The sequence below is a fragment of the Pseudomonas sp. EA_65y_Pfl2_P74 genome, from assembly GCF_963970575.1.
Lineage (GTDB): Bacteria > Pseudomonadota > Gammaproteobacteria > Pseudomonadales > Pseudomonadaceae > Aquipseudomonas > Aquipseudomonas baetica_A.
The window spans coordinates 1-20117 of sequence record NZ_CAXAOQ010000001.1 but is presented as its reverse complement, the minus strand read 5'-3'; the positions used below and the strand labels follow the sequence as shown (position 1 = coordinate 20117).

Annotated in this window: 13 protein-coding genes and 3 pseudogenes; 7 read left to right on the top strand and 9 right to left on the bottom strand. The window is 61.1% G+C overall.

Translation table 11 applies throughout. The annotated features are described in order from the left end of the window. Window positions 1-20: 20 nt before the first annotated feature. Genes AACY18_RS00075 through AACY18_RS00060 form a run of 4 tightly spaced genes read left to right on the top strand, consistent with a single transcriptional unit; the run spans window position 21 to window position 5145 of the window. Window positions 21-503 carry a (2Fe-2S)-binding protein gene (locus tag AACY18_RS00075; protein ID WP_339463926.1) on the top strand — a complete coding sequence of 161 codons (483 nt, stop codon included), beginning with the start codon at window positions 21-23 and terminating at the stop codon, window positions 501-503. Continuing rightward, window positions 503-2749, top strand: a complete 2247-nt coding sequence (locus AACY18_RS00070; RefSeq protein WP_339463925.1) for a xanthine dehydrogenase family protein molybdopterin-binding subunit — start codon at window positions 503-505, stop codon at window positions 2747-2749. The genes AACY18_RS00075 and AACY18_RS00070 overlap by 1 nt, the downstream gene beginning before the upstream one ends. 14 nt (window positions 2750-2763) lie before the next feature. After that, the gene (locus tag AACY18_RS00065) at window positions 2764-4110 is read left to right on the top strand and encodes a c-type cytochrome (protein WP_339431651.1); all 1347 of its coding nucleotides are present in this window, start codon (window positions 2764-2766) and stop codon (window positions 4108-4110) included. Between the two features lie 15 nt (window positions 4111-4125). Then, window positions 4126-5145, top strand: coding sequence for an XdhC family protein (locus AACY18_RS00060; protein WP_339463924.1), 1020 nt, complete (start codon window positions 4126-4128; stop codon window positions 5143-5145). Between the two features lie 670 nt (window positions 5146-5815). Here AACY18_RS00060 and AACY18_RS27925 read toward each other — a convergent pair. From AACY18_RS27925 to AACY18_RS00040, 5 genes and pseudogenes are all read right to left on the bottom strand, one after another. Beyond that, window positions 5816-5947 (bottom strand): annotated as a pseudogene (locus AACY18_RS27925) (DUF6124 family protein); the annotation flags it as partial. 79 nt (window positions 5948-6026) lie between these two features. Further along, window positions 6027-6521 (bottom strand): GNAT family N-acetyltransferase, encoded by a 495-nt coding sequence (locus AACY18_RS00055; protein WP_339463922.1) that lies wholly within the window; start codon window positions 6519-6521, stop codon window positions 6027-6029. 12 nt (window positions 6522-6533) lie between these two features. After that, complete coding sequence (locus AACY18_RS00050) at window positions 6534-8630, bottom strand: biotin/lipoyl-binding protein (RefSeq protein ID WP_339431655.1); 2097 nt, start codon at window positions 8628-8630, stop codon at window positions 6534-6536. Beyond that, on the bottom strand, window positions 8631-9950 hold the full coding sequence (locus tag AACY18_RS00045) for an efflux RND transporter periplasmic adaptor subunit (RefSeq protein ID WP_339463921.1): 1320 nt from the start codon (window positions 9948-9950) through the stop codon (window positions 8631-8633). Further along, on the bottom strand, window positions 9947-10726 hold the full coding sequence (locus AACY18_RS00040; protein ID WP_339431657.1) for an efflux RND transporter periplasmic adaptor subunit: 780 nt from the start codon (window positions 10724-10726) through the stop codon (window positions 9947-9949). The genes AACY18_RS00045 and AACY18_RS00040 overlap by 4 nt, the downstream gene beginning before the upstream one ends. 222 nt (window positions 10727-10948) lie before the next feature. Between AACY18_RS00040 and AACY18_RS00035 the strand changes: the two are divergent. Both AACY18_RS00035 and AACY18_RS00030 read left to right on the top strand, forming a co-directional pair. Beyond that, a pseudogene (locus AACY18_RS00035) lies at window positions 10949-11247 on the top strand (type II toxin-antitoxin system RelE/ParE family toxin); the annotation flags it as partial. Then, window positions 11230-11334 (top strand): annotated as a pseudogene (locus AACY18_RS00030) (transcriptional regulator); the annotation flags it as partial. The pseudogenes AACY18_RS00035 and AACY18_RS00030, both read left to right, overlap by 18 nt. A 104-nt stretch (window positions 11335-11438) precedes the next feature. Here AACY18_RS00030 and AACY18_RS00025 read toward each other — a convergent pair. From AACY18_RS00025 to AACY18_RS00010, 4 genes are read right to left on the bottom strand one after another with little or no spacing between them, the layout of a single operon-like run. Continuing rightward, complete coding sequence (locus tag AACY18_RS00025) at window positions 11439-12335, bottom strand: TolC family protein (RefSeq protein ID WP_445261938.1); 897 nt, start codon at window positions 12333-12335, stop codon at window positions 11439-11441. Window positions 12336-12383: 48 nt separating this feature from the next. Continuing rightward, window positions 12384-13751, bottom strand: a complete 1368-nt coding sequence (locus tag AACY18_RS00020) for an HlyD family type I secretion periplasmic adaptor subunit (protein WP_339431659.1) — start codon at window positions 13749-13751, stop codon at window positions 12384-12386. Then, entirely contained in the window at window positions 13741-15897 is a 2157-nt protein-coding gene (locus AACY18_RS00015; RefSeq protein ID WP_339463920.1) for a type I secretion system permease/ATPase, read from the bottom strand. Before AACY18_RS00015 ends, AACY18_RS00020 begins: the two co-directional genes overlap by 11 nt. 34 nt (window positions 15898-15931) lie before the next feature. Beyond that, a complete protein-coding gene (locus AACY18_RS00010; RefSeq protein ID WP_339431661.1) occupies window positions 15932-17284 on the bottom strand; it encodes a TolC family outer membrane protein in 1353 nt (450 codons plus the stop codon). Between the two features lie 359 nt (window positions 17285-17643). Between AACY18_RS00010 and AACY18_RS00005 the strand changes: the two genes are divergently transcribed. Continuing rightward, a partial coding sequence (locus AACY18_RS00005; RefSeq protein WP_339463918.1) for a retention module-containing protein occupies window positions 17644-20117 on the top strand: 2474 nt, incomplete at its 3' end.

Below are 20117 nucleotides of genomic sequence, written 5' to 3'. Positions count from 1 at the left end.
CTCATGAAAGCAGGTGAGCCATGGAACTGCGAATAAACCAAAAAACCTACCAGGTCGATGCCGAGGCGGATACGCCGCTGCTATGGGTTATCCGCGATGACCTAGGGCTGACCGGTACCAAGTACGGCTGCGGTCTAGCGCAATGTGGCGCGTGCTCGGTACTGGTGGACGGCAACGTTGTACGCTCGTGCGTTACTCCGGTAGCCGGGGTGGTGGGCCGAGAGATCACCACGATCGAGGCGATAGAAACCGACGATATCGGAAAGCGTGTGGTCGCTGCGTGGGTTGAGCATCAGGTCGCCCAGTGCGGCTATTGCCAGTCTGGCCAGGTCATGGCCGCGACAGCCCTGCTCAAGCGCAACCCCAAGCCCAGTGATGTGCAGATCGCGGCGGCGATGGTCAATCTGTGTCGCTGCGGCACCTACAACGCCATCAATTCTGCCGTCCACGAGCTGGCAACCGACGTTGCAATCGTTGCGGCGCCAGCCGGGGAGACGATCTGATGAATAAGCATGGTGATACCGGCCTTGGTGAGCCGATCAATCTATCGCGACGTCGCTTTCTCGTGGCCTCTGCTGGCACGGCTGTTGGCGCGTTGGTGCTCGGTTTTGGCGTGCCGCTGGGTTCTGCACGTATGCAGGCGATGGCGGCCGAGCGCCAAGCGGCAGGCACCCAAGTTAGCGCTTTTCTTGAGATCCGCCCGGATAACACTATCCGACTGCTATGCCCCTTTATTGAGGGCGGTCAGGGCACCTATACCGCCATGGCACAAATAGTCGGCGAGGAACTGGATGCCGATCCATCGACCTTTGTAGTCGAAAGCGCGCCGCCCGGCGAAGCGTATGTGGTGATGGAAAATGGATTGCGCATTACCGGCGGTAGCATGTCGGTGCGCATGAGTTACCCGACCATGCGCCGGCTGGGAGCCCTTGCCCGCGCGATGTTGCTGCAGGCCGCAAGCGCACGTCTGAATGTGCCGGTGACTGAACTGACCACCGAGCCTGGCCACGTTTTGCATGTGGCTTCTGGACGTTTGCTGAGCTACGGCGAGCTGGCCAGCCTTGCGTTAGACCTGGCAGTGCCCGCTGTCGAGAGCGTCACGCTGCGCGACCCCAGCCAGTTTCGCTGGATCGGTAAGCCTGTACGCCGTCTGGACAGCTACGACAAGTCCACCGGCAAAGCGCTGTACACCATCGACATGCAGGCGGACGGCATGCTCCACGCCGCCGTGCAACATGCGCCACGCCTGGGCATGACGGTGGGCGAGTTGCGCAACGAAGCGCAGGTTAAGGCGATGAAGGGGGTGCACTCGGTGCATAGCTTGTCCGGCGCCGTGGCAGTCGTCGCCGAGCGCTGGTGGCACGCCAAACGTGCCGTCGAAGCCATACAGGTGCAATGGCAGGAGCCCGCTGCCGATTCGCCTTTGCGGGTGATGCCCGCCGACTTCTCCACGGTGGCGTTCCGTGAGCGTCTGGCCAATGAGCCCGGGCCGGGGCGTGATGCCGAGGTGGAAGGCGACTTCTCCGGCACGCTAGCAAAGGCGCCTACGCACGTTGAAGCCAGCTACCACAACCAATACGTCAATCACGCGCAACTCGAACCCCCTTCAGCATTGGCCCGCTTTCATTCCGATGGTTCGCTGGAAATCTGGTTGCCCAATCAGGCTCAGGACTTTTTCTTGGCGGACATTGCGAAACGTACCGGCTTGGACCCTTCTAATATCACGCTACATACGCCGTTGCTCGGCGGCTTTTTCGGGCGGCACTTCCTGTACGAAACCGCCAACCCATACCCGCAGGCCATCGAATTGGCGAAGGCAGTCGGGCGCCCGATCAAGCTGATTTGGAGCCGAGAGGAAGAGTTTCTGCGCGACGTGCTGCGCCCTATGGCCGTCGTTAAGTTTCGCGCAGCGCTGGATGAAAAGGGCTTCCCCATCGCACTCGAGGCGGTGAGCGCCACCGAGGGGCCGACCGAGGGTCTTGCCGGCAAGCAAGGTGCAAAGCTCGACCCGTCGGCCGTTGAAGGCTTGACCGACAAGGCGTACGCGATTCCCAATCGGCGCATTGCCCAAATCTACGTCAAGGGCCCTGTCATGCTTGGCTACTGGCGCTCGGTGGGCAATTCGCTCAATGACTTCTTTTACGAGGCGTTTCTGGACGAACTGGCCGACAAGGGTGGCCATGACCCCTTTGAGCTTCGTCTGCACTTGTTGCAAGGCAACGCGCGGTTGACCCATCTGCTGCAGTCCGTCGCTGAAATGTCCGGTGGCTGGAAACGTGGGCCGTTCACCGCTGAAGATGGTTCACGACGCGCGCGGGGTGTGGCCATGGCCTCGCCCTTTGGTACGGAAACAGCGGTGGTCGCCGAGGTGTCGATTGAAAATGGCCAGATCAAGGTTCACGACATTTGGCAGGCGATAGACCCCGGTAGCATCGTCAACCCCGCCATTGTCGAAGCGCAGGTCAATGGCGCAGTGGCCCTTGGCCTGTCCCAGGCGTTGGTAGAAGAAGCGGTGTACGTCGACGGCAAACCGCGCGCACGTAACTATGATCTCTACCCGATCTTGCCGCCCGCCCGCATGGCAAGGGTGCACGTTAAAGTAATCGAGAGCGGCGCCAAAATGGGCGGCATCGGTGAGCCACCGCTGCCAGCTGTGGCGCCGGCAGTGGCCAATGCCGTGGCCAGGCTTACCGGCCAGCGCCTTCGCAGCATGCCGTTCTCCAGCTACACCTTTAGCCAACCAGCCTGACGGGAGACGTGTCCATGAGCAGACGGCATTACAAAAAAGTTGCCGGCACACTGGCATTGGTCGGTCTCGTCGCGTTGGTCCTGCTGGTTTGGTATGGCACCCGGATGCCGGCGTCGGCGCTCGACGCCGCAGGCAGTGTTGCCACAGGCGACGCGGCACTGGTGCAGCGCGGCGAGTATGTGGCCCGGTCTAGCGACTGCGTGGCTTGCCACAGCTTGCCGGAGGGTCCCCCATTCGCCGGAGGCCTGGCGATGGCTACGCCACTGGGGACCATTTACGCGACCAACATTACCCCCGACCGCGCGGCAGGTATCGGTCACTACAGCCTGGCTGACTTCGACCGTGCCGTTCGCCAAGGTGTTGCCCCTGAAGGGCGCCGGCTTTACCCCGCGATGCCTTACCCCTCGTACGCCAAGCTGACAGACGAGGATGTGCGGGCCTTGTACGCCTTCTTCATGCACGGCGTCAGCCCGGCAGCAAAACCCAACAAACCGAGCGAAATTCCCTGGCCGCTGAACATGCGCTGGCCCATCTCGCTGTGGAATAGCTTGTTCACTGAGGCTGCAACCTTCGTTGAACAATCCGCCAGAGACGCTCAGTGGAATCGCGGCGCGTACTTGGTCCAGGGCGCAGGCCACTGCGGCAGTTGCCATACGCCACGCGGCCCGGCTTTCAATGAAAAAGCGTTGAGTGATGCCGGTGACCAGTTCCTGGCCGGCGCACTGCTGGATGGCTGGTACGCCCCCAGCTTGCGCAACGACCCCAACACGGGGCTGGGGCGCTGGAGCGAAGCGGATATCGCGCAGTTCCTGAAAACCGGGCGCAATGAGCATGCGGTGGTTTTTGGTTCGATGACCGAGGCGTTCAATAATTCCACGCAATTCTTGAACGACGACGACCTAGCGGCTATCGCTCACTACCTCAAGTCCTTGCCGGGTGATCCACAGCGCGATGGCGCGCCATGGCAATACGAGGCGGCAGCTGCTTCGGAATTCGTCAGCGCCGGGGGACACCTTTACGAGACGCGCTGTGCCTCCTGTCATGGGCAGGATGGGAAGGGACAGGCGCCATGGATGCCGCCTCTGGCCGGGGCCACTTCAGCACTGACGTTGGCACCTGACTCAGCCATCAATATCAGCCTCAACGGATCAATGCGTGTGGTCACGGCCGGGGTTCCAGATGCGTACCGGATGCCTGCCTTTCGCGGACAACTCTCGGACGTAGAGATCGCGCAGGTGTTGTCTTTTGTCCGCACGACCTGGGGCAATCGGGGGGGCGAGGTTGATGCGCAGGCGGTCTCCCGACTGCGCGCGCATACCGACCCGGCCAGCGCCACGCCAATTATCTTGCACATGCGCTGACCCTGCGGAGGCTTGATGGAAAGCATTGACCTGCTAGTACTGCGTACCGCCCGCGATTGGCTTGCTGCGGGCGACCGCGTGCTGCTGGTAAGCGTGGCACGAACCTGGGGCTCATCACCACGGCCGGTTGGCTCGATGATGGCGCTGCGCAACGATGGGCGTGTAGTGGGCAGCGTCTCCGGCGGCTGCATCGAAGACGACCTTATCCACCGATACACCACAGCTTACGGCGCAGCAGGCTTACCGGAGCGGTTGCCCGATGTGGTTCGCTATGGCGTGAGCGCCGACGAGGCGCACCGTTTCGGCTTGCCTTGCGGAGGCACGCTCGAATTGGTTCTGGAATTCATGCCAGCCGTCGAGGCCATTGAGCAACTGCTAGCACTTCTCGACGCGAGGCAACTGGTGCGGCGCCAACTTGATCTGCGAACTGGAAAAGTAGATCTGCACAGCACAGCGACGCCCGATCAATTCACCTTTGATGGCCTACACATGAGCAACACACTTGGTCCAGGCTATCGGATGCTGCTGATCGGCGCGGGGGCGTTAGCTGAGTACGTTGCCGTGATGGCCCAGTTCAATGGCTTTCAGGTGACCATCTGCGATCCCCGGCCCCAATACATAGAAATGTGGAATGTTCAGGGCATCACTCGAATCCAGGACATGCCAGACGACGTGGTCAGAGCCTTTGCCCCCGACTTACGCACCTGCATCATCGCCCTTAGTCATGATCCAAAGCTTGACGACCTGGCATTGCTGGAGGCCCTGCAAGGTCCAGCCTTCTACATCGGCGCCATCGGCTCGCGACGCAACAGCCAGAACCGACGGAGTCGTTTGATCGAGCATTTTGGTGAGACCGAGGGATCGCTGAAACGTTTGCATGGACCGATCGGCATATACATCGGAAGCAAGACGCCGCCGGAGATCGCCGTCAGTGTGATGGCCGAAGTGCTAGCCGCCAAAAACGCAGTAACACTCCCAAGCGAATTCTCTATTTCCAAGGCCAAGGAAATCAGAGAGGTGGAGAGATGTACATAAGCCCGTGACGTTGCATGCCACTTGTCGCTTGAGTGCAGTGCACTGCATCAAGCGTCCCCACACTAACTGCCGAGCGAAATCTGTTTTCAGTGCAAAAAGGGAGGCTCCAGTTTGGGCCGCCCATGCTCAGCCATGTACAAAGTTGAAGGGGCTCGGAAAACTCGTATGTGTGCTGGTGGTTGGAGCGACAGTATCCGTATTAACTGGAACAGTGCTGACTGAGGGCGGAGAGTATTTGGGGCAAGAAATTCACGAGTATTGCGAATCATGGAGATGACACGCACTTTATTTACCTGGGCATGGGGGGCAGTAATTTTAATCGGCGTGATAGATGCCGCCATGATTGTCTACGTGGCTAACAAAAGACTCGCCCCCCCCTGGAAGAACACTTTAAACGGTGGCTCTCCATATCCATGGATCACCCGATTTTAGAGAAGAGGTTTCACGCAAAAGTTGTTGAGCTCGCCACCATCAGCGTTTTGATTTCATCCAAGAGAAATCAGAGCATCGACCCTTCTTTAAAAGAAGGAAAGCATTCGGAGTATTTGCCTGAAACCAGCAAGTTGTACCTACTGATTCCCTGCTCGCGATCACAATCTGTCGGCCAACATTCGCCTGACTGACACACCGCAGTCGCGAGCAAGCCCGCTCCCACCGGGGGATTTGGATTTCAGGCCGCAGGGTCGAGGTTGTCGAGGGCTTGGTTGACGGTCAGTTCGCCGAGCATCACGACCTGCTGGATGCCCAACAAGGTGTGGCGCTAGGGCGCGTCCAGCAAACCGGCGAAATCACTGAGCCTCACGCAAGGTTGTGTAGCCTGGGTCCGCGTCCGGGAATGTCGCTTGAACATTGCCGTTCAAGACCCGGCTCCTGCACGGGGTTTATTGGGGATACCAGACAAGTCTTTCGGCGGCCGGATTGCTTTCTTCCACGGCAAATCCCAGTGCCAGATAGTGCCGGCGTGCCTGGGGATTGCTGCGCCAGACCACCGTCGCCACCGGGCAGCGAATCTGCTGCGCGGCTTTCTGCACGCCTTGCAGCACGGCGCGGCCAAAACCCTGGCCACGCGCCGGCGGGATGAACGCCAGATACAACACGCGAATTTCGTTGGCGCCGAAATCGGTGCTCAAGGCACCGATGGCCGTGCCGAGTTTTTCCACCACGTAGTGCATGGCGTTGGGGTAGTGATCCCCCATGCCCTGCTCCTGCACCTGAAACTGCTGGGCGGCCAGTTGCTGCACCTGTTCCGGCTCGCCGTCGATCCACTGCAGATCCGGCCGCGCCGTTTGATACAGGCTTTGCAGAAATGGCCCGTCGGTTGCCCGCGAAGGCCGCACCACCAATCCCTCTGCTGCCACTGCTGTGTTATCCGTCATCGCCGCTCTCCGTTAAAAACCGCTTTCCCTGACCCCCAGCGCCGCCATCCGTCGCCATGCCACACCCAGCAACGACTCGCCGCGCCCCTGCAACACGACCACGCCGCGCAACGGTTGCGGCGGCGTCGGCGCGCTATCGAGCACACTCAAGCGCGCGCCATATTGCGCCTGCACCGGTTCAGCCCGTTGCTGTTGATCGCGGCGTACAGCAATCGGCCCGTGGTGATCGGACGTCAGCGCTTCCTGATCGACGTAGGCCACGCCGTTGGTGTCGATTTCATCCAGTTGCACCGCGAGCGCCGGGTGCATCGGGTCGTCGGCGATGAACCGGCCGCTGGCGCCGGGTTTGACCCGCCACAACTGCGCTTCGGCCAGATAACCGCGCAGGCGTGTGCCGTCCTCGACGACCCGGGCCAGTGCATCCTTGCTCGAAATCCAGCGCCCGACGCTCAGGTTCGGCAGCAAATCACGCACATATCCGGCGTGCGGGGCGCGCAGCAACAGGCGTTCACGTCGGGCGGTGAGCCCGCGGTATTCGGCCACTGCTTCGGCCAGTTTTTGTTCAACGACACCGGCGTCCGCCGCTGTTTCACTGCGGCCGGCCTGCCGGCGCATCAGCAACTGCTGGATCTGGATTTCCCGCCGCACGATGGCGCGCTTCGAATCGAGATCCGGGGATTCCAGCTCGATCAGCACATCCCCTTGGGCCACCTTCTGACCGTCCTGCACTTTCACCGCTTTGACCCGCGCCGCGGTGGGTGCATACAGAGCGCTTGCACGTCCGGCCTGCAACATCGTCGGCAGTTCCACAGCGCTGCGCCAAGGCACCACCAGCACCAGCAACAACCCCAGCAATGCCAGACTGAAAAGCAACACGCGCGGGCCATGCGCCTGCTCGCGGCGGCTCCACCACTGGCGCCACTCACGCATGATCGGCAGAAAGATGAACCACACCAGTTCCACCAGCATCAGGAAGATCCCCAACACCTTGAAGAACAGGTGATAGACCGCCAACGCGATCCCGAAAAACAACGCCGCACGCCATAACCACGAGCCATACCCCCAGATCAGCAAACGCCGTTGCATTTTCGGCGACCAAGGCTCCGGCGCGGGTGCGCCATAACCGAACAAAAACTCGCGCAAGCGCCAGCGACACAAGGCAAACGCCCGGCCCTGAAGGTTGTCGACCTGCCACAAATCGCTGATCAGAAAGTAGCCGTCAAAACGCATGAAGGGATTGAGATTGACCACCAGCGTGGTGATCCAGGTGGCGCTGGCGAGCATGAACGCCGCCGTGCGTCCCGGGCCATCAGGCAAGAACGACCACGCCAGCAGCGCGATGCACGCCAACAGCAACTCAGCCATCACGCCACCGGCGCCAATCAACAACCGTGCGCGACGATCATTGACGCGCCAGGCATCGCTGACATCGGTGTAGAACATCGGCAGCAGCACCATGAACGCCACGCCCATGCTCTGCACCCGACACCCGGCGCGCTTGGCCATGAACGCGTGGCCGAACTCGTGACACAGCTTGGCAAAAAACAGCGCCACGCCGAACGCCAATGCGCCGCCGAGGCTGAACAGGTGCGGAAAGGTGCCGACAAACCGCTGCCAGTCCCGCGAGACCAGAAACACCCCAAGCGCCAACGTCGCCGGCAAACCGTAGCGCAACACACGTGGGCCGAAGCGTTCCAGCCACGGCCAGGCGCGATTGAGAAAGGCGTCAGGACGCCACAGCGGTATACGGAAAAACAGGTACTGATGCAGAAGGATTTGCCACAGGCTCTGTTTCTGCGCCAGGGCCTTGAGCCGGTAACTGGCGCGCTGTTGATCGTCGAGGGCACTGATCAAATCGTGCCCACGGAGAAACTCCAGCAATTGCTCAAGCTCGGTGCCGTCCAGCGGCAGGCCCGGCTCACGATTGGCCGCACGCAGGACCTGATCGGCATCGCCCAGCGACCAGTGGCGCAACAGGCGCATCGCCGCCGCGCCCAGTTTGAAATAACGCCCGCGCACCGGGTCGGCCAGGGTCCAGCGTGGCGAGCCGTCCAATGCTGGCGCTGCGGGCGACAGTTGCAGGTCGGCACGCAGGCTCGGCAGGTTCATTTACAGGCCCACGCTCTGGCGCAGACCGGCCAATGGACGACGCAACAGGTACAGCGCCAGCGGCGCACGGTCACCGAATATTTTCGCCGTACCGCGCAGGCCGATGCGCGGCGGTGCGTCGACGAAATTGGCGTCGAGCCGATACGCCAGTTGCCCGCCAGCGGTCGGTTGTGCCTCGTAGGCCGAGCGCTCCAGCGTCGCGTGGTGGCGCTTCAAGGGATCGCTGTCGAGAAACAACGCGATCTCGGCACCGGGCGCTAACGATATCGCGTCGCCCACCGCCAGTTCGATACGCAGTTCGGCCTGGTTCGGGTCGGCAATTTCCATCAGCCGTTCACCGGTCTGCACGGGTTTGCCGGTCAAGCGTTCGGCATCGGCAAACACCGCGATACCATCGCGTTCGGCACGCACTTCGCTGCGGTTGAGCAACTCGCGGGCGTAGTCGCGTTCGGCGCGTTTTTGCTCGACGCGCGCGGCCAGCAAGTCGATCCGCGAGTTGGACTCGGCATCGGTGAACGAGCGTTGGGAATTGGATTTGAGTTCGGCCTCGGCCACATCCAATGCCCGTTCGGCCACATCGGCCTGAGCCGTGAGGGTGGTGTTTTCGAAGCGCAGCAACAGTTCGCCGGTTTTCACCGTTTGATTGGGTTTGACCAGAAACTCGGCGATCACCCCGTCCAGCGGCGCCGCCACCACACGGCCGCCCAGCGGCACCACTTCGGCCGGTGCCAGCACCGATTGACGCACCGGAATCAACAACCCGAGCAACAGCGCCGCGACCAGTGCCACCTGACGTTTACGCGTCCAGCGCAACCGCCAGGGTTTGCGTGGCTGCAGCGCCAGCCAGGCGTGGCTGTAGGTGTCGCCCAGTTGCGAGAGCAAAACTTGTTCGGAAGGATTCCACGGCACATCGCGGGCCAGCCACAAACCGCCGAACACCTGTCCATCCCGATCAATCAACGGCAGCCAGAACACTTGTGCGGCGGACAAACTGCGCCAATCGGCCTGGATCGATTCGCCGAGCGACTGCGGCGCAATCACCAGCGCCTGCTGCAGCACATCCTGCTTGAACAACTGCGCCACGGCTTGCTCGACAAACGCCACGAACGGCGCATTGGGCTCCACCGCGCTGACGCCGGTCACCGCTTGCACCTTGCCTGCGATCAACAACGCGGCATGGCGAAAACCGAACAGCGACTGGCCGTCATTGACCAGGCTGTAGGCCAGTTGGGACGCGTCGCGGGCCGTGCGGGTCTGGCGTTCGAGGTCGAGAAACCGCGCAAAGACCTGCTCGGCACCGCCGCTGACCGGGGCGTTCAATTGAGCTCCGCAAAATGCGCCGTACCGCTCATGCCGGCCAGCAAGCCTTTGGCTTCGGGGAGAGAGGCGACCAGCAACAAGGTCTGACTGCCCTCATCGATTCGCGCGCCGAGGCGTTTGACCGTGGCCTCGAGCGGTTGACCGGTTTCATCGGGAACAAAGGAAAACGTCTGGCCAGGCTTGAGTTTGGCCATCCAGCGCGACGGGACCAACAGATGGATTTCCAGTGTGCGGTTATCGACCACATCCAGCAGCGGCGCGCCGGCCGACACGCTCTCATAGCGCTTGACCTTGCGCTCCACCACTTGCCCGTCAAATGGCGCAATCACGCTGCAGCGTTTGACCTGCACCTGATAAACCTGAGATTGCGCCTGGGTTTCGCTGACCTTGGCCTGCGCCCGCGCCACTTCGAAACGCCCGACGGAATTGAGCGCGGCCAATTGTTTGTTGTGCGCCAATTCTTCACCGGCGCCACGGCTGGCCGCTTGCGCAGCATTGAGTTGCGCCTGATAGGCCGAGCAATCGAACCGGGCCAGCACGTCGCCCTTCTTGAACGACTCGCCCTCACTGAACGGCAACTCGACAATCCGCCCGGACAGCTCACTGGCCAGAATCGCCTGATCCCGAGCGCGAAGCACACCCCGCGCCTCACTGCTCGCGGTACCCGCCCCGGCCGCTGGGCTATCGAGCAGCGGATCGTCTAGCCCGGGCGTTTGCGCCTGAACGGCACACGTTACAAAGGTCAATCCAAAAACCCAACCACGAAAACGCTGCATAACCGCTACTCCCTGACGGATGTGCGGAGTCTACGACAGCGAGGGTTAGCGTCAAGCGAAAGGCCAGCATTGCGCCTTTGTCTTTGGTTTAAGCAGACCGCAAGTGCTCAGGTCAGCCCATCGAAAATATAACCCTGATGGAATATTCCATAGCGCCCATATTCGCCTCCCATGAAGTGGGATATCGAATACACCGACGCGTTAGGCAACTGATGGGAAGACCTGACTGAAAACGAGCAGAGTTCTGTGGCTGCAAGCGTCAAACTGCTGGGTCAATTCGGACCGGGTTTACGCTTTCCGCACAGTAATGCGATCAACGGAGCGCGGCACGGCCATTTACGAGAACTGCGAGTTCAACATGCCGGACGGCCGTATCGCATTCTTGATGCGTTTGATCCAAGACGTTGCGCAGTACTATTGATCGGTGGAGACAAAACCGGTCAGGACCGCTGGCATGAAGTCAATGTCCCGCTCGCCGATCAACCGATCGGCTGTACGCTGAGCATCTAGAAACATTGCGCAACTATATCCATGCGATGGGCGGCGAACTTGAAATCATCGCAACGTTTCCCGAAGGGCAAATCAAAATCAAAAATTTCGCAGATTGAGCACCCGAAGTCCGCTTCAACCTGTGACACCTTCTGCTGACGATCTACTCGGCAGCCTGCACATCACATCGAATTCGTCGATTTGATCCGTTTTTGCGACAACCTCAGCGTTGCGCCATCTTGTCGACCGGATACACCGACTCCCATCCCCCACCCAACGCCCGGTACAACCCGACCATCGCCAGCGACACCGCGGTCGAACTCTCCACCCACTGCTCCTGAGTCGCGAGCAACGCGCTCTGCACGGTAAGGACGTTGACGAAGTCGACCACGCCTTCGACGTATTGCCGTTGTGCGGTGCGCAGGGCGATCTGGTTCTGGCGCACGGCTTCGGCGAGGCGGCCTGCGCGGCGCTGGCTGGCGTTATAGGCGGTCAGTTCCAGCAACAGGCTGATCGCGTTGATCAGTTGCGATTGGCGCTGCTCCAGTGCCGGCAGCCGCGATTCGATGGCCGCGACTTGTGCGGCGGCTTCGGCGACTTCCAGATTGGCGTCGGCGGCTTCGGTTTCCCGGCGCACGCGGCCCCAGACATCCAGTTCCCATGAGGCGGATAAACCGGCGTCCCACAGGTTGAAGGCCGAATCGCCGTTATGTCCGGATGGGTCGCTCAGGCCCTTGGCACTGTTGCGTTCGCGCCCATAGCCAGCGGTGGCGGCGGTATTGGGGTAGCGGTCGGCGCCGATCACCCGGCGTGCGGCGCGACTTTGATGCAGCCGGCTGCTGGCCAGTTGCAGGTCGAGGTTACTGTGCACGGCGCGCTGGGTCAGGGCCAAGAGTTGCGGGTCGTGGAAGACTTCCCACCAGCGTTCGTTCAGGGGTTCGCTGACCGCTTGGCCGGGGGCTGATTTGGCGGGTTTGGCCCAATCGGCGATCTGCGTGGCTACCGGCTTTTGGAAGTCAGGGCCCACGGTGCAGGCGGTAAGGCCAGCGGCAATTACGACGGTGGATATCAGGCGCTGCAACTGGCCTCTTCGCGAGCAAGCCCGCTCCCACACTGGAATGCATTTCAATGTGGGAGCGGGCTTGCCCGCGATGAGGCCACTGAAGATCTAGCGCTCGTGCAGCGCCTCGGCACGCGCCCGAATGATCGGTTTGAGCAGATAGCTCAACACCGACTTCTTGCCGGTGATGATATCCACCGAGGCCACCATCCCCGGGATGATCAGCAACGGCTTCTCATCGGTGCCCAAGTGGCTGCGATCGGTGCGCAACTTGATCACGTAATACGTGGTTTTCTTGTCTTCGTCGGTAATGGTGTCTGCGCCAATCTGCTCAAGCTTGGCTTTGAGCCCACCATAAATGGTGTAGTCATACGCGGTGAATTTCACCGTCGCTTCCTGCCCTGGATGCAGGAACGCGATGTCTTGCGGGCGGATCTTGGCTTCGACCAGCAACGTGTCGTCCAACGGTACGATTTCCACCATGTCGCTGCCCGGCTGGATCACGCCGCCGATGGTGTTGACCAGTAACTTGTTGACGATGCCGCGCACCGGCGACGTGACCAGTGTCCGGCTGACGCGGTCTTCCAGCGCCTTGCCGGTGGCCTTGGCCTTGTTCAGGTCAGTGCGCGCTTCGTTGAGTTGAGTGAGCGCTTCGCTGCGGAACTTGCCACGCGTCTCGTCGATCTTGCGCTGCACTTCCTTGATCGCCGATTCGGCGCGCGGGATGGCCAGCGTAGTGGCATCGAGCTGACCACGGGTTTCGACTTCGGCACGCTTGAGCCGCAGCACTTCAACCGGGGAAACCGCGCCCTGCGCCACCAGCGGCTCGGACATGTTGATTTCCTGACGCTGCAAACCGAGTTGCTGGCGGTACTGCGCCTGCTTGGAGGTGAACTCGCGCAGCTCTTGCTGACGCTGGATCAACTGCTCCTGCAAACCGCCGATCTCGTCGTGCAGCTGCTGGCGACGGCTGATGTACAGCGATTCTTCGCTTTTGGCCTGGCCCGGAACAGCTTTGAGCACGTCCTCGGGGAAGTTCAGCGGTCGGTCATCGACCTCGGCACTCAGACGCTCGACCCGCAGCACCATCGACAGCCTGTCGGCCTCGGTTTCGCCAACGTTGGAGGCAAATCGCGTGTCGTCCAGGCGAATCAGCGGCGCACCGGCCTCGACGATCTGGCCTTCCTTGACGTAGAGCTCAGTAACGATGCCGCCCTCAAGGTTCTGGATTTTCTGGATCTTCGAAGACGGAATAGCCTTGCCCTCGCCTTTGGTCACTTCGTCGATCACGGCGAAATTGGCCCAGAGCATGAGGAACACGAAAAAGCCGATGATCGCCCATATCGTCAGACGAACGACGCGCGGGGCGTCTTCGATCAGCGCTTTGTTGACCTCTGGCAGTGGCTGGCCCTGCAGCGAGGCAGAACCCTTGAAGTAGCGACGGATCGACTCCTTGATACCCGACTTAAGCAACACTGATCTGCCCCTTCTTCAACGCTTCCATCACGGCGGCTTTCGGGCCATCGGCGAGAATCTGTCCGCGGTCGACCACCAGCAGGCGATCCACCAGCGACAGCAGCGACGCCCGGTGCGTCACCAGCACCACGGTCTTGTTTTCGATCACCGCCGCGAGGCGTTGCTTGAGGCGTTCTTCGCCGGTGTTGTCCATGGCGCTGGTCGGTTCGTCCATCAGCAGAATCGGCGGATTGAGCAACAATGCCCGGGCCAGGGCGACATTCTGGCGCTGGCCGCCGGACAGGTTCTGCCCGCGCTCGCCCACTTGCAGCTCATAACCTTGCGGGTGCAAACGGGCGAATTCGTGGACGCCGGCCAGTTCGGCGGCCTGCAGGACGAGTTCGTCCTCTACATAACGCGCGCCGGACACCAGGTTGTCACGCAGGGTGCCGGCCAGCAGTTGAATGTCTTGCGGCACATAGCCGATGTTGTAGCGCAACTCGCTGACGTCGATCTGACGGATGTCCACACCGTCGACCAGCAACGCGCCGTCGTCCGGTTGATACAGGCCCACCAGCAGCTTGGCGAGGGAGCTTTTGCCAGAGCCGCTGCGACCGATGATGCCGATCTTCTCGCCGGGACGGATCACCAGGTTGATGTTCTTCAGCGCCGGGTTCTGTTGTTCCGGGTAGGTGAAGTTGAGCTGGCGGCATTCGATGGCACCTTGCAGAACCTTGCGGCTCAGCGGGCGCTCTTCGAAATTGCGTTCCTGCGGCAGCTCCATCATCTGGTCGACCGAGGTCATGGTCACTCGCGCTTGCTGGTAGCGCGTCAGCAGGCCGGACAGCGACGCCAGCGGGCTCAGTGCGCGACCGCTGAGCATGTAGCACGCAATCAGACCGCCCATGCTGAGGTTGCCGGCGATGATCTGGTACACGCCGAAGACGATCATGATCACCCCGGCCAGTTGCTGGATCAGCAGGGTGATGTTCATCGCCAGGCCGGAAAGCATTTTCACCCGCAGTTCGAGGCGGCTGAGGGTGCCAATGGTCTGTTCCCACTGGTATTGGCGTTCGCTTTCGGCGTTGTTGACCTTGACCGCGTCTAGGCCGGCGAGGGTTTCGATCAGGCTCGACTGACGCTCGGCGCCGAGGGCCATGGTGCGTTCCATGGTGGCCACCAGCGGCTTCTGCAACGCGTAGCCGATGGCCAGGGCAATCGGGAACGCCAGCACCGGAATCCACACCAGATGCCCGCCAAGAATGGCGATGACAATGAAGATCAGGATGGTGAACGGCAGATCGATCAGGCTGGTCAGGGTCAGCGAGGCCAGGAAGTCACGCAGGCTCTGAAACTCATGGATGTTCTGCGCGAAGCTGCCGACCCGCGCCGGCCGATGCTTCATGGCCATGCCGACGATGCGCTCGAACAGCGTCGCAGAGATGATCAGGTCGGTTTTCTTGCCGGCCAGATCCAGACACAGGCTGCGCAGGCTCTTGAGAATCAGGTCGAACATGTAGGCGCCGGTGATACCCAGTGCGAGCACCCACAGGGTGGCCTCAGCCTGGTTCGGCACCACGCGGTCGTAGACGTTCATCACGAACAGCGGCGCGGCCATGGCGATGATATTGATCAGGAAACTGGCGGCAATGGCGTCGGCATACAGCCAGCGCGAACGCTTGAGGGTGTCACGGAACCACGAGCGTGCACGCGGGATCAGCGTGCCGTGGTTGACGTCGAATTTATGTTGGGGTTGGGCGAAGAAGACTTTGCCGGTGTAATCGTCGGCGAGCAGTTCACGACTGACCACGGACTCGCCACCATCGCTTTCGCTGAGCAGCACCCGCGCTTCATTTTCACCTTGCCAGCCGAGCATGACGGCACTGCGGCCATCCTTGAGCAACAACAACGCCGGCATGGCGATCGCCGGAATCTCTTCCAGTTTGCGCTGCAGCACTCGACCCTGCAGGCCGGCGCGAGCCGCCGCGCGAGGCAGCAACTCGACACTCAAACGTTGTTTGGGCAGCGGCAGGCCGGTGGTCAGCATCGCCGCGCTGGCAGGTTTCTGGTGCAGTATGCAAAGGGCGAGCAGACCATCCAGCAACGGATCGTCGTGCAACGCGCGTGGATCATGACTGAGATGAACTCGACTGACTTCTGATTCCACGCTCGACACTCTTTGACTGTTTAAAAGGGATAACTCAATTCATCCCAGGTAACTGCACCTTGGGCTTCACGTCGTTTTGCACAACGGATGCCAACGGTGCGACCACTCCCTGGCTTCTGAGCAACTCGCCCATGGTCGCCTTGATTCGGTATTGAGTAAATAACTGAATGTTTTTGATTTCAGCCAGACGCCGCGAAGCGGTGAACAACTCGTTTTCGCTGTCGAGCAAGTCAAGCAGAGTGCGCTCGCCGAGGCTGAACTGACGCTGGTAAGCGGTACGCACCGCCATGCTGTGATCGACATACTGCTGAGCGATCGGCACCTGAGCATTGGCGTTGTTGAGGGCGTTCCAGGCCAGGCCCAGTTCTTCATTCAATTGACGCAAGGCGTTGTTGCGGATGTCCAGCGCCTGGTTCGACAGGTACGACTTGGATTCCAGGTCAGCCTTGTTGCTGCCACCCGAATACAGGTTGAAGCGCATGCGCAGCATGGCCTGCCATTCGTTGTTGTGACCGTTCTGGCCGTCGAGGTCGTTGTCGGCGGTGCGGCCCAACTCGGCGTCGAAGCGTGGGTAGAAGGTCGACTTGGCGGCTTCGTACTGTTTCTCGGCAGCCGCAATATCGGACTCGGCCGAGCGCAGGATCGGGCTGTTTTCCAGCATCTGCGTGCGGGCTTCATTGAGGTTGGCCGGCATCATCGCCATGAACGGCGCCGGACGCTCCAACTGATCGGGCATCTGGCCGACAGCGCTGAGGAAGTTGGTTTCAGAGTCGGCGAGGTTGGTTTGCTCGGTGATCAGGTTGTTGCGGGCCTGAGCCATCCGCGCTTCGGCTTGATCAAGATCGGCACCGCTGCCGACACCGCGCTGGGTGCGCAGTTGAATCTGGTCATAGATGCGCTGATGGCTCTTGAGGTTTTCCTCGGCCAGACGCACGAATTCGCGGCGGGTCAGCACGTCCAGATACACCTGGGCCACCGTCAGCGCGGTGCGCTCGGACGTGCCAAGCAACGAGTAGGCGCGCGAGTTGACGGTGGCTTGTTGACGCCCGACTTCGCTGGACGTCGCGAAACCGTCGAAGACCATTTGCGAGAGACGTAAACTTGACTCGCTGCGGTTCAGGGTTTCCCAGTGATTGCCACCACCGTTGGCTCGCGTGGTCACGCTGTCGGTGCCTTCACGACCATAACCGCCGAGCAGATCGACCTTCGGCAGGTATCCACCTTTGGCTGCCTTTAATTGATAATCCGCGGCCAAACGACTGTTGACCCCTGCCTGGATTTCCGGATGGACATCCAGCGCCTGTTGCATGGCTTGCGGTAGGGATTGTGCTTGTACGAACGATGCGGCGAGGGCGAACGGTAGGGCCTTGAGCAGATGCAAACGCATGATAAAGATTTCCCAGAACTTCTTGTCTTGAATCACAGCAAAACGTGGTGCTGCGTCGGATGATTGGCAACCGGAATGACCGTATGTCGGAAAGTTCAAAATAGGAACTGGATCACACGCTGAAGGACAGGTCGCCGCGGAAATATCAATGTGACATTAGTGGGGCGATTGTTTAGGATGGCACCCAGAAGGTCAATAGTTTGGCATAAAGTTAATCGCGAAAGAATATAGCCAAATTATTGACAAAATCATGCGTCAAACTTGTTTCGCAAATTTTTAAAGTACGTCCAGACTGAAATGGCGCAGACGCCATCAGGTCTATGGAAGTCAACTGAACGTGACACCCCGGAGAGTCTTCAATGAGCAGTGTTGTTGCCATCGTCAAAAGCATTGTCGGTCAGGTTTTCGTGGTGTCGCCGGAAGGCGTACGCCGCGTACTCGTTGAAGGCGACCGCCTGTTTGTCGGCGACCAGATCGACACCGGCCTCTCCGGCGCCGTGTCGCTTGAACTGGCTGATGGCCGCACCCTCGATCTGGGTCGCGACACTCAATGGAGCGCCAGCGCGCCCGACTCCAGCACTGACCTGGCCGAAGCCACCGCACAGGCCGCGCCGTCGGTAGAAGAACTGCAACAAGCCATCGCCGCCGGTGTCGACCCGACCACCGCGCTGGAAGCCACCGCAGCCGGCGCCACTGCCGCGGGTACGGGCGGTGCCGCCGGTGGTGGTCACAGCTTCGTGCTGCTTGATGCCACGGCCGGCAGCGTTGACCCGACCATTGGTTTCCCGACAGCGGGCATCGATTCGGCTGCGCAAGCGGCTCAGAACATCACCGGCGGCCAGACCACCGACACCACCAACAACGCTCTGCGTGAATCGACCCTGAGCCTCAGCGCCACGCCGACCATCACCGAAGCCGGCGGCGTGCTGGTGTACACCGCGACCCTGACTCAGGCGCCGCTGACGGACCTGACCATCACCCTGTCCAACGGCGCAGTGATCGTGATCCCGGCCGGCTCGACCACTGGCACCGTCAACGTGCCGCTGGCGCCGAACGACACCGTTTATAACGACCCGACCCAGATCGACGTGACCGTCACCGGCACCACTGGCGGTAACGGCATCACCGTGACCCCGCCGACCACCCCGGCCACCACCCAGGTCACCGACACCATCGACACCACCACCGTCACCCTGACGGCGGGATCGAGCGTCACCGAGGGCGGTCAGATCACCTACACCGCGACCCTGACCAATCCGGCGCAAACCCCGGTGACCGTCACCCTGTCGAACGGGTCGACCATCACCATTGGCGCGGGCCAGACGACCGGCACCGTCAACGTGCCGACCCCGGCCAACGACGTGTACAACAACGGCAGCACCGTCACCACGACCATCACCGGTGCCACGGGCGGCAACTTCGAAAACCTGGTGCCGAACCCGACACCGGCGGTGACCACCATCACCGATTCGATCGACACCACCGGCCTGACCCTGACCGCGACCGGTACCGTGGTCGAGGGTGGCCAGATCACCTACACCGCGACCCTGACCAATCCGGCGCAAACCCCGGTGACCGTCACCCTGTCGAACGGCTCGACCATCACCATTGGCGCGGGCCAGACGACCGGCACCGTCAACGTGCCGACCGCGCCAAACGACGTCTACAACAATGGCACCACCGTCAGCACCACAATTACCGGCGCTACCGGTGGCAACTTTGAAAACCTGGTGCCGAACACCACGCCAGCGACCACCACCGTCACCGATTCGATCGACACCACCAGCGTGAGCCTCACCGCGACCGGCACCGTCGTCGAGGGTGGCCAGATCACCTACACCGCGACCCTGACCAACCCGGCGCAAACCCCGGTGACCATCACCCTGTCGAACGGGTCGACCATCACCATTGAGGCCGGCAAAACGACCGGCACCGTAGACGTGCCGACCCCGCCAAACGACGTCTACAACAATGGCAGCACCGTCAGCACCACAATTACCGGCGCTACCGGTGGCAACTTTGAAAACCTGGTGCCGAACACCACGCCAGCGACTACCACCGTCACCGATTCGATCGACACCACCAGCGTGAGCCTCACCGCGACCGGCACCGTCGTCGAGGGTGGCCAGATCACCTACACCGCGACCCTGACCAACCCGGCGCAAACCCCGGTGACCGTCACCCTGTCGAACGGGTCGACCATCACCATTGAGGCCGGCAAAACGACCGGCACCGTAGACGTGCCGACCGCGCCAAACGACGTCTACAACAATGGCAGCACCGTCAGCACCACAATTACCGGCGCTACCGGTGGCAACTTTGAAAACCTGGTGCCGAACACCACGCCAGCGACCACCACCATTACCGACTCGATCGATACCACCAATCTGTCGCTGAGTGCCACTGGCTCGGTGGCCGAGGGTGGTTCGATCGTTTACACCGCGACCCTGACCAACGCTGCTGGCTCGCCAGTGACTGTGACCTTGTCGAACGGCGCAGTGATTACCATCGAAGCCGGCAAAACCACAGGCACTGTGACTGTTCCAGCGCCGGCCGATGACGTTTACAAAGATGCCGGCAAAGTCGAAGCAACCATTTCCACCGCGACTGGCGGCAACTTCGAGAACCTGGTGCCAAGCACTGTTACGGCCGTGACTGAAGTGACCGACACCATCGACACGTCGACCGTCAAACTGACGGCCGATGCTTCCGTGGCCGAGGGTGGCACCGTTACTTACACCGCAACCGTGGGCGCCCCGGTCACGGGTTCGCCAGTCGTGGTAACTCTGGCCAACGGTCAAAACATCACCATCGAAGTGGGTAAAACCACTGG

Bases quoted from the DNA above. Each gene is read 5' to 3' on its own strand.
- AACY18_RS00070 (WP_339463925.1), top strand. From the start codon at position 503: ATGAATAAGCATGGTGATACCGGCCTTGGTGAGCCGATCAATCTATCG.
- AACY18_RS00050 (WP_339431655.1), bottom strand. From the start codon at position 8,630: ATGAACCTGCCGAGCCTGCGTGCCGACCTGCAACTGTCGCCCGCAGCG.
- AACY18_RS00040 (WP_339431657.1), bottom strand. From the start codon at position 10,726: ATGCAGCGTTTTCGTGGTTGGGTTTTTGGATTGACCTTTGTAACGTGT.
- AACY18_RS00055 (WP_339463922.1), bottom strand. From the start codon at position 6,521: ATGACGGATAACACAGCAGTGGCAGCAGAGGGATTGGTGGTGCGGCCT.
- AACY18_RS00060 (WP_339463924.1), top strand. From the start codon at position 4,126: ATGGAAAGCATTGACCTGCTAGTACTGCGTACCGCCCGCGATTGGCTT.
- AACY18_RS00075 (WP_339463926.1), top strand. From the start codon at position 21: ATGGAACTGCGAATAAACCAAAAAACCTACCAGGTCGATGCCGAGGCG.
- AACY18_RS00065 (WP_339431651.1), top strand. From the start codon at position 2,764: ATGAGCAGACGGCATTACAAAAAAGTTGCCGGCACACTGGCATTGGTC.
- AACY18_RS00010 (WP_339431661.1), bottom strand. From the start codon at position 17,284: ATGCGTTTGCATCTGCTCAAGGCCCTACCGTTCGCCCTCGCCGCATCG.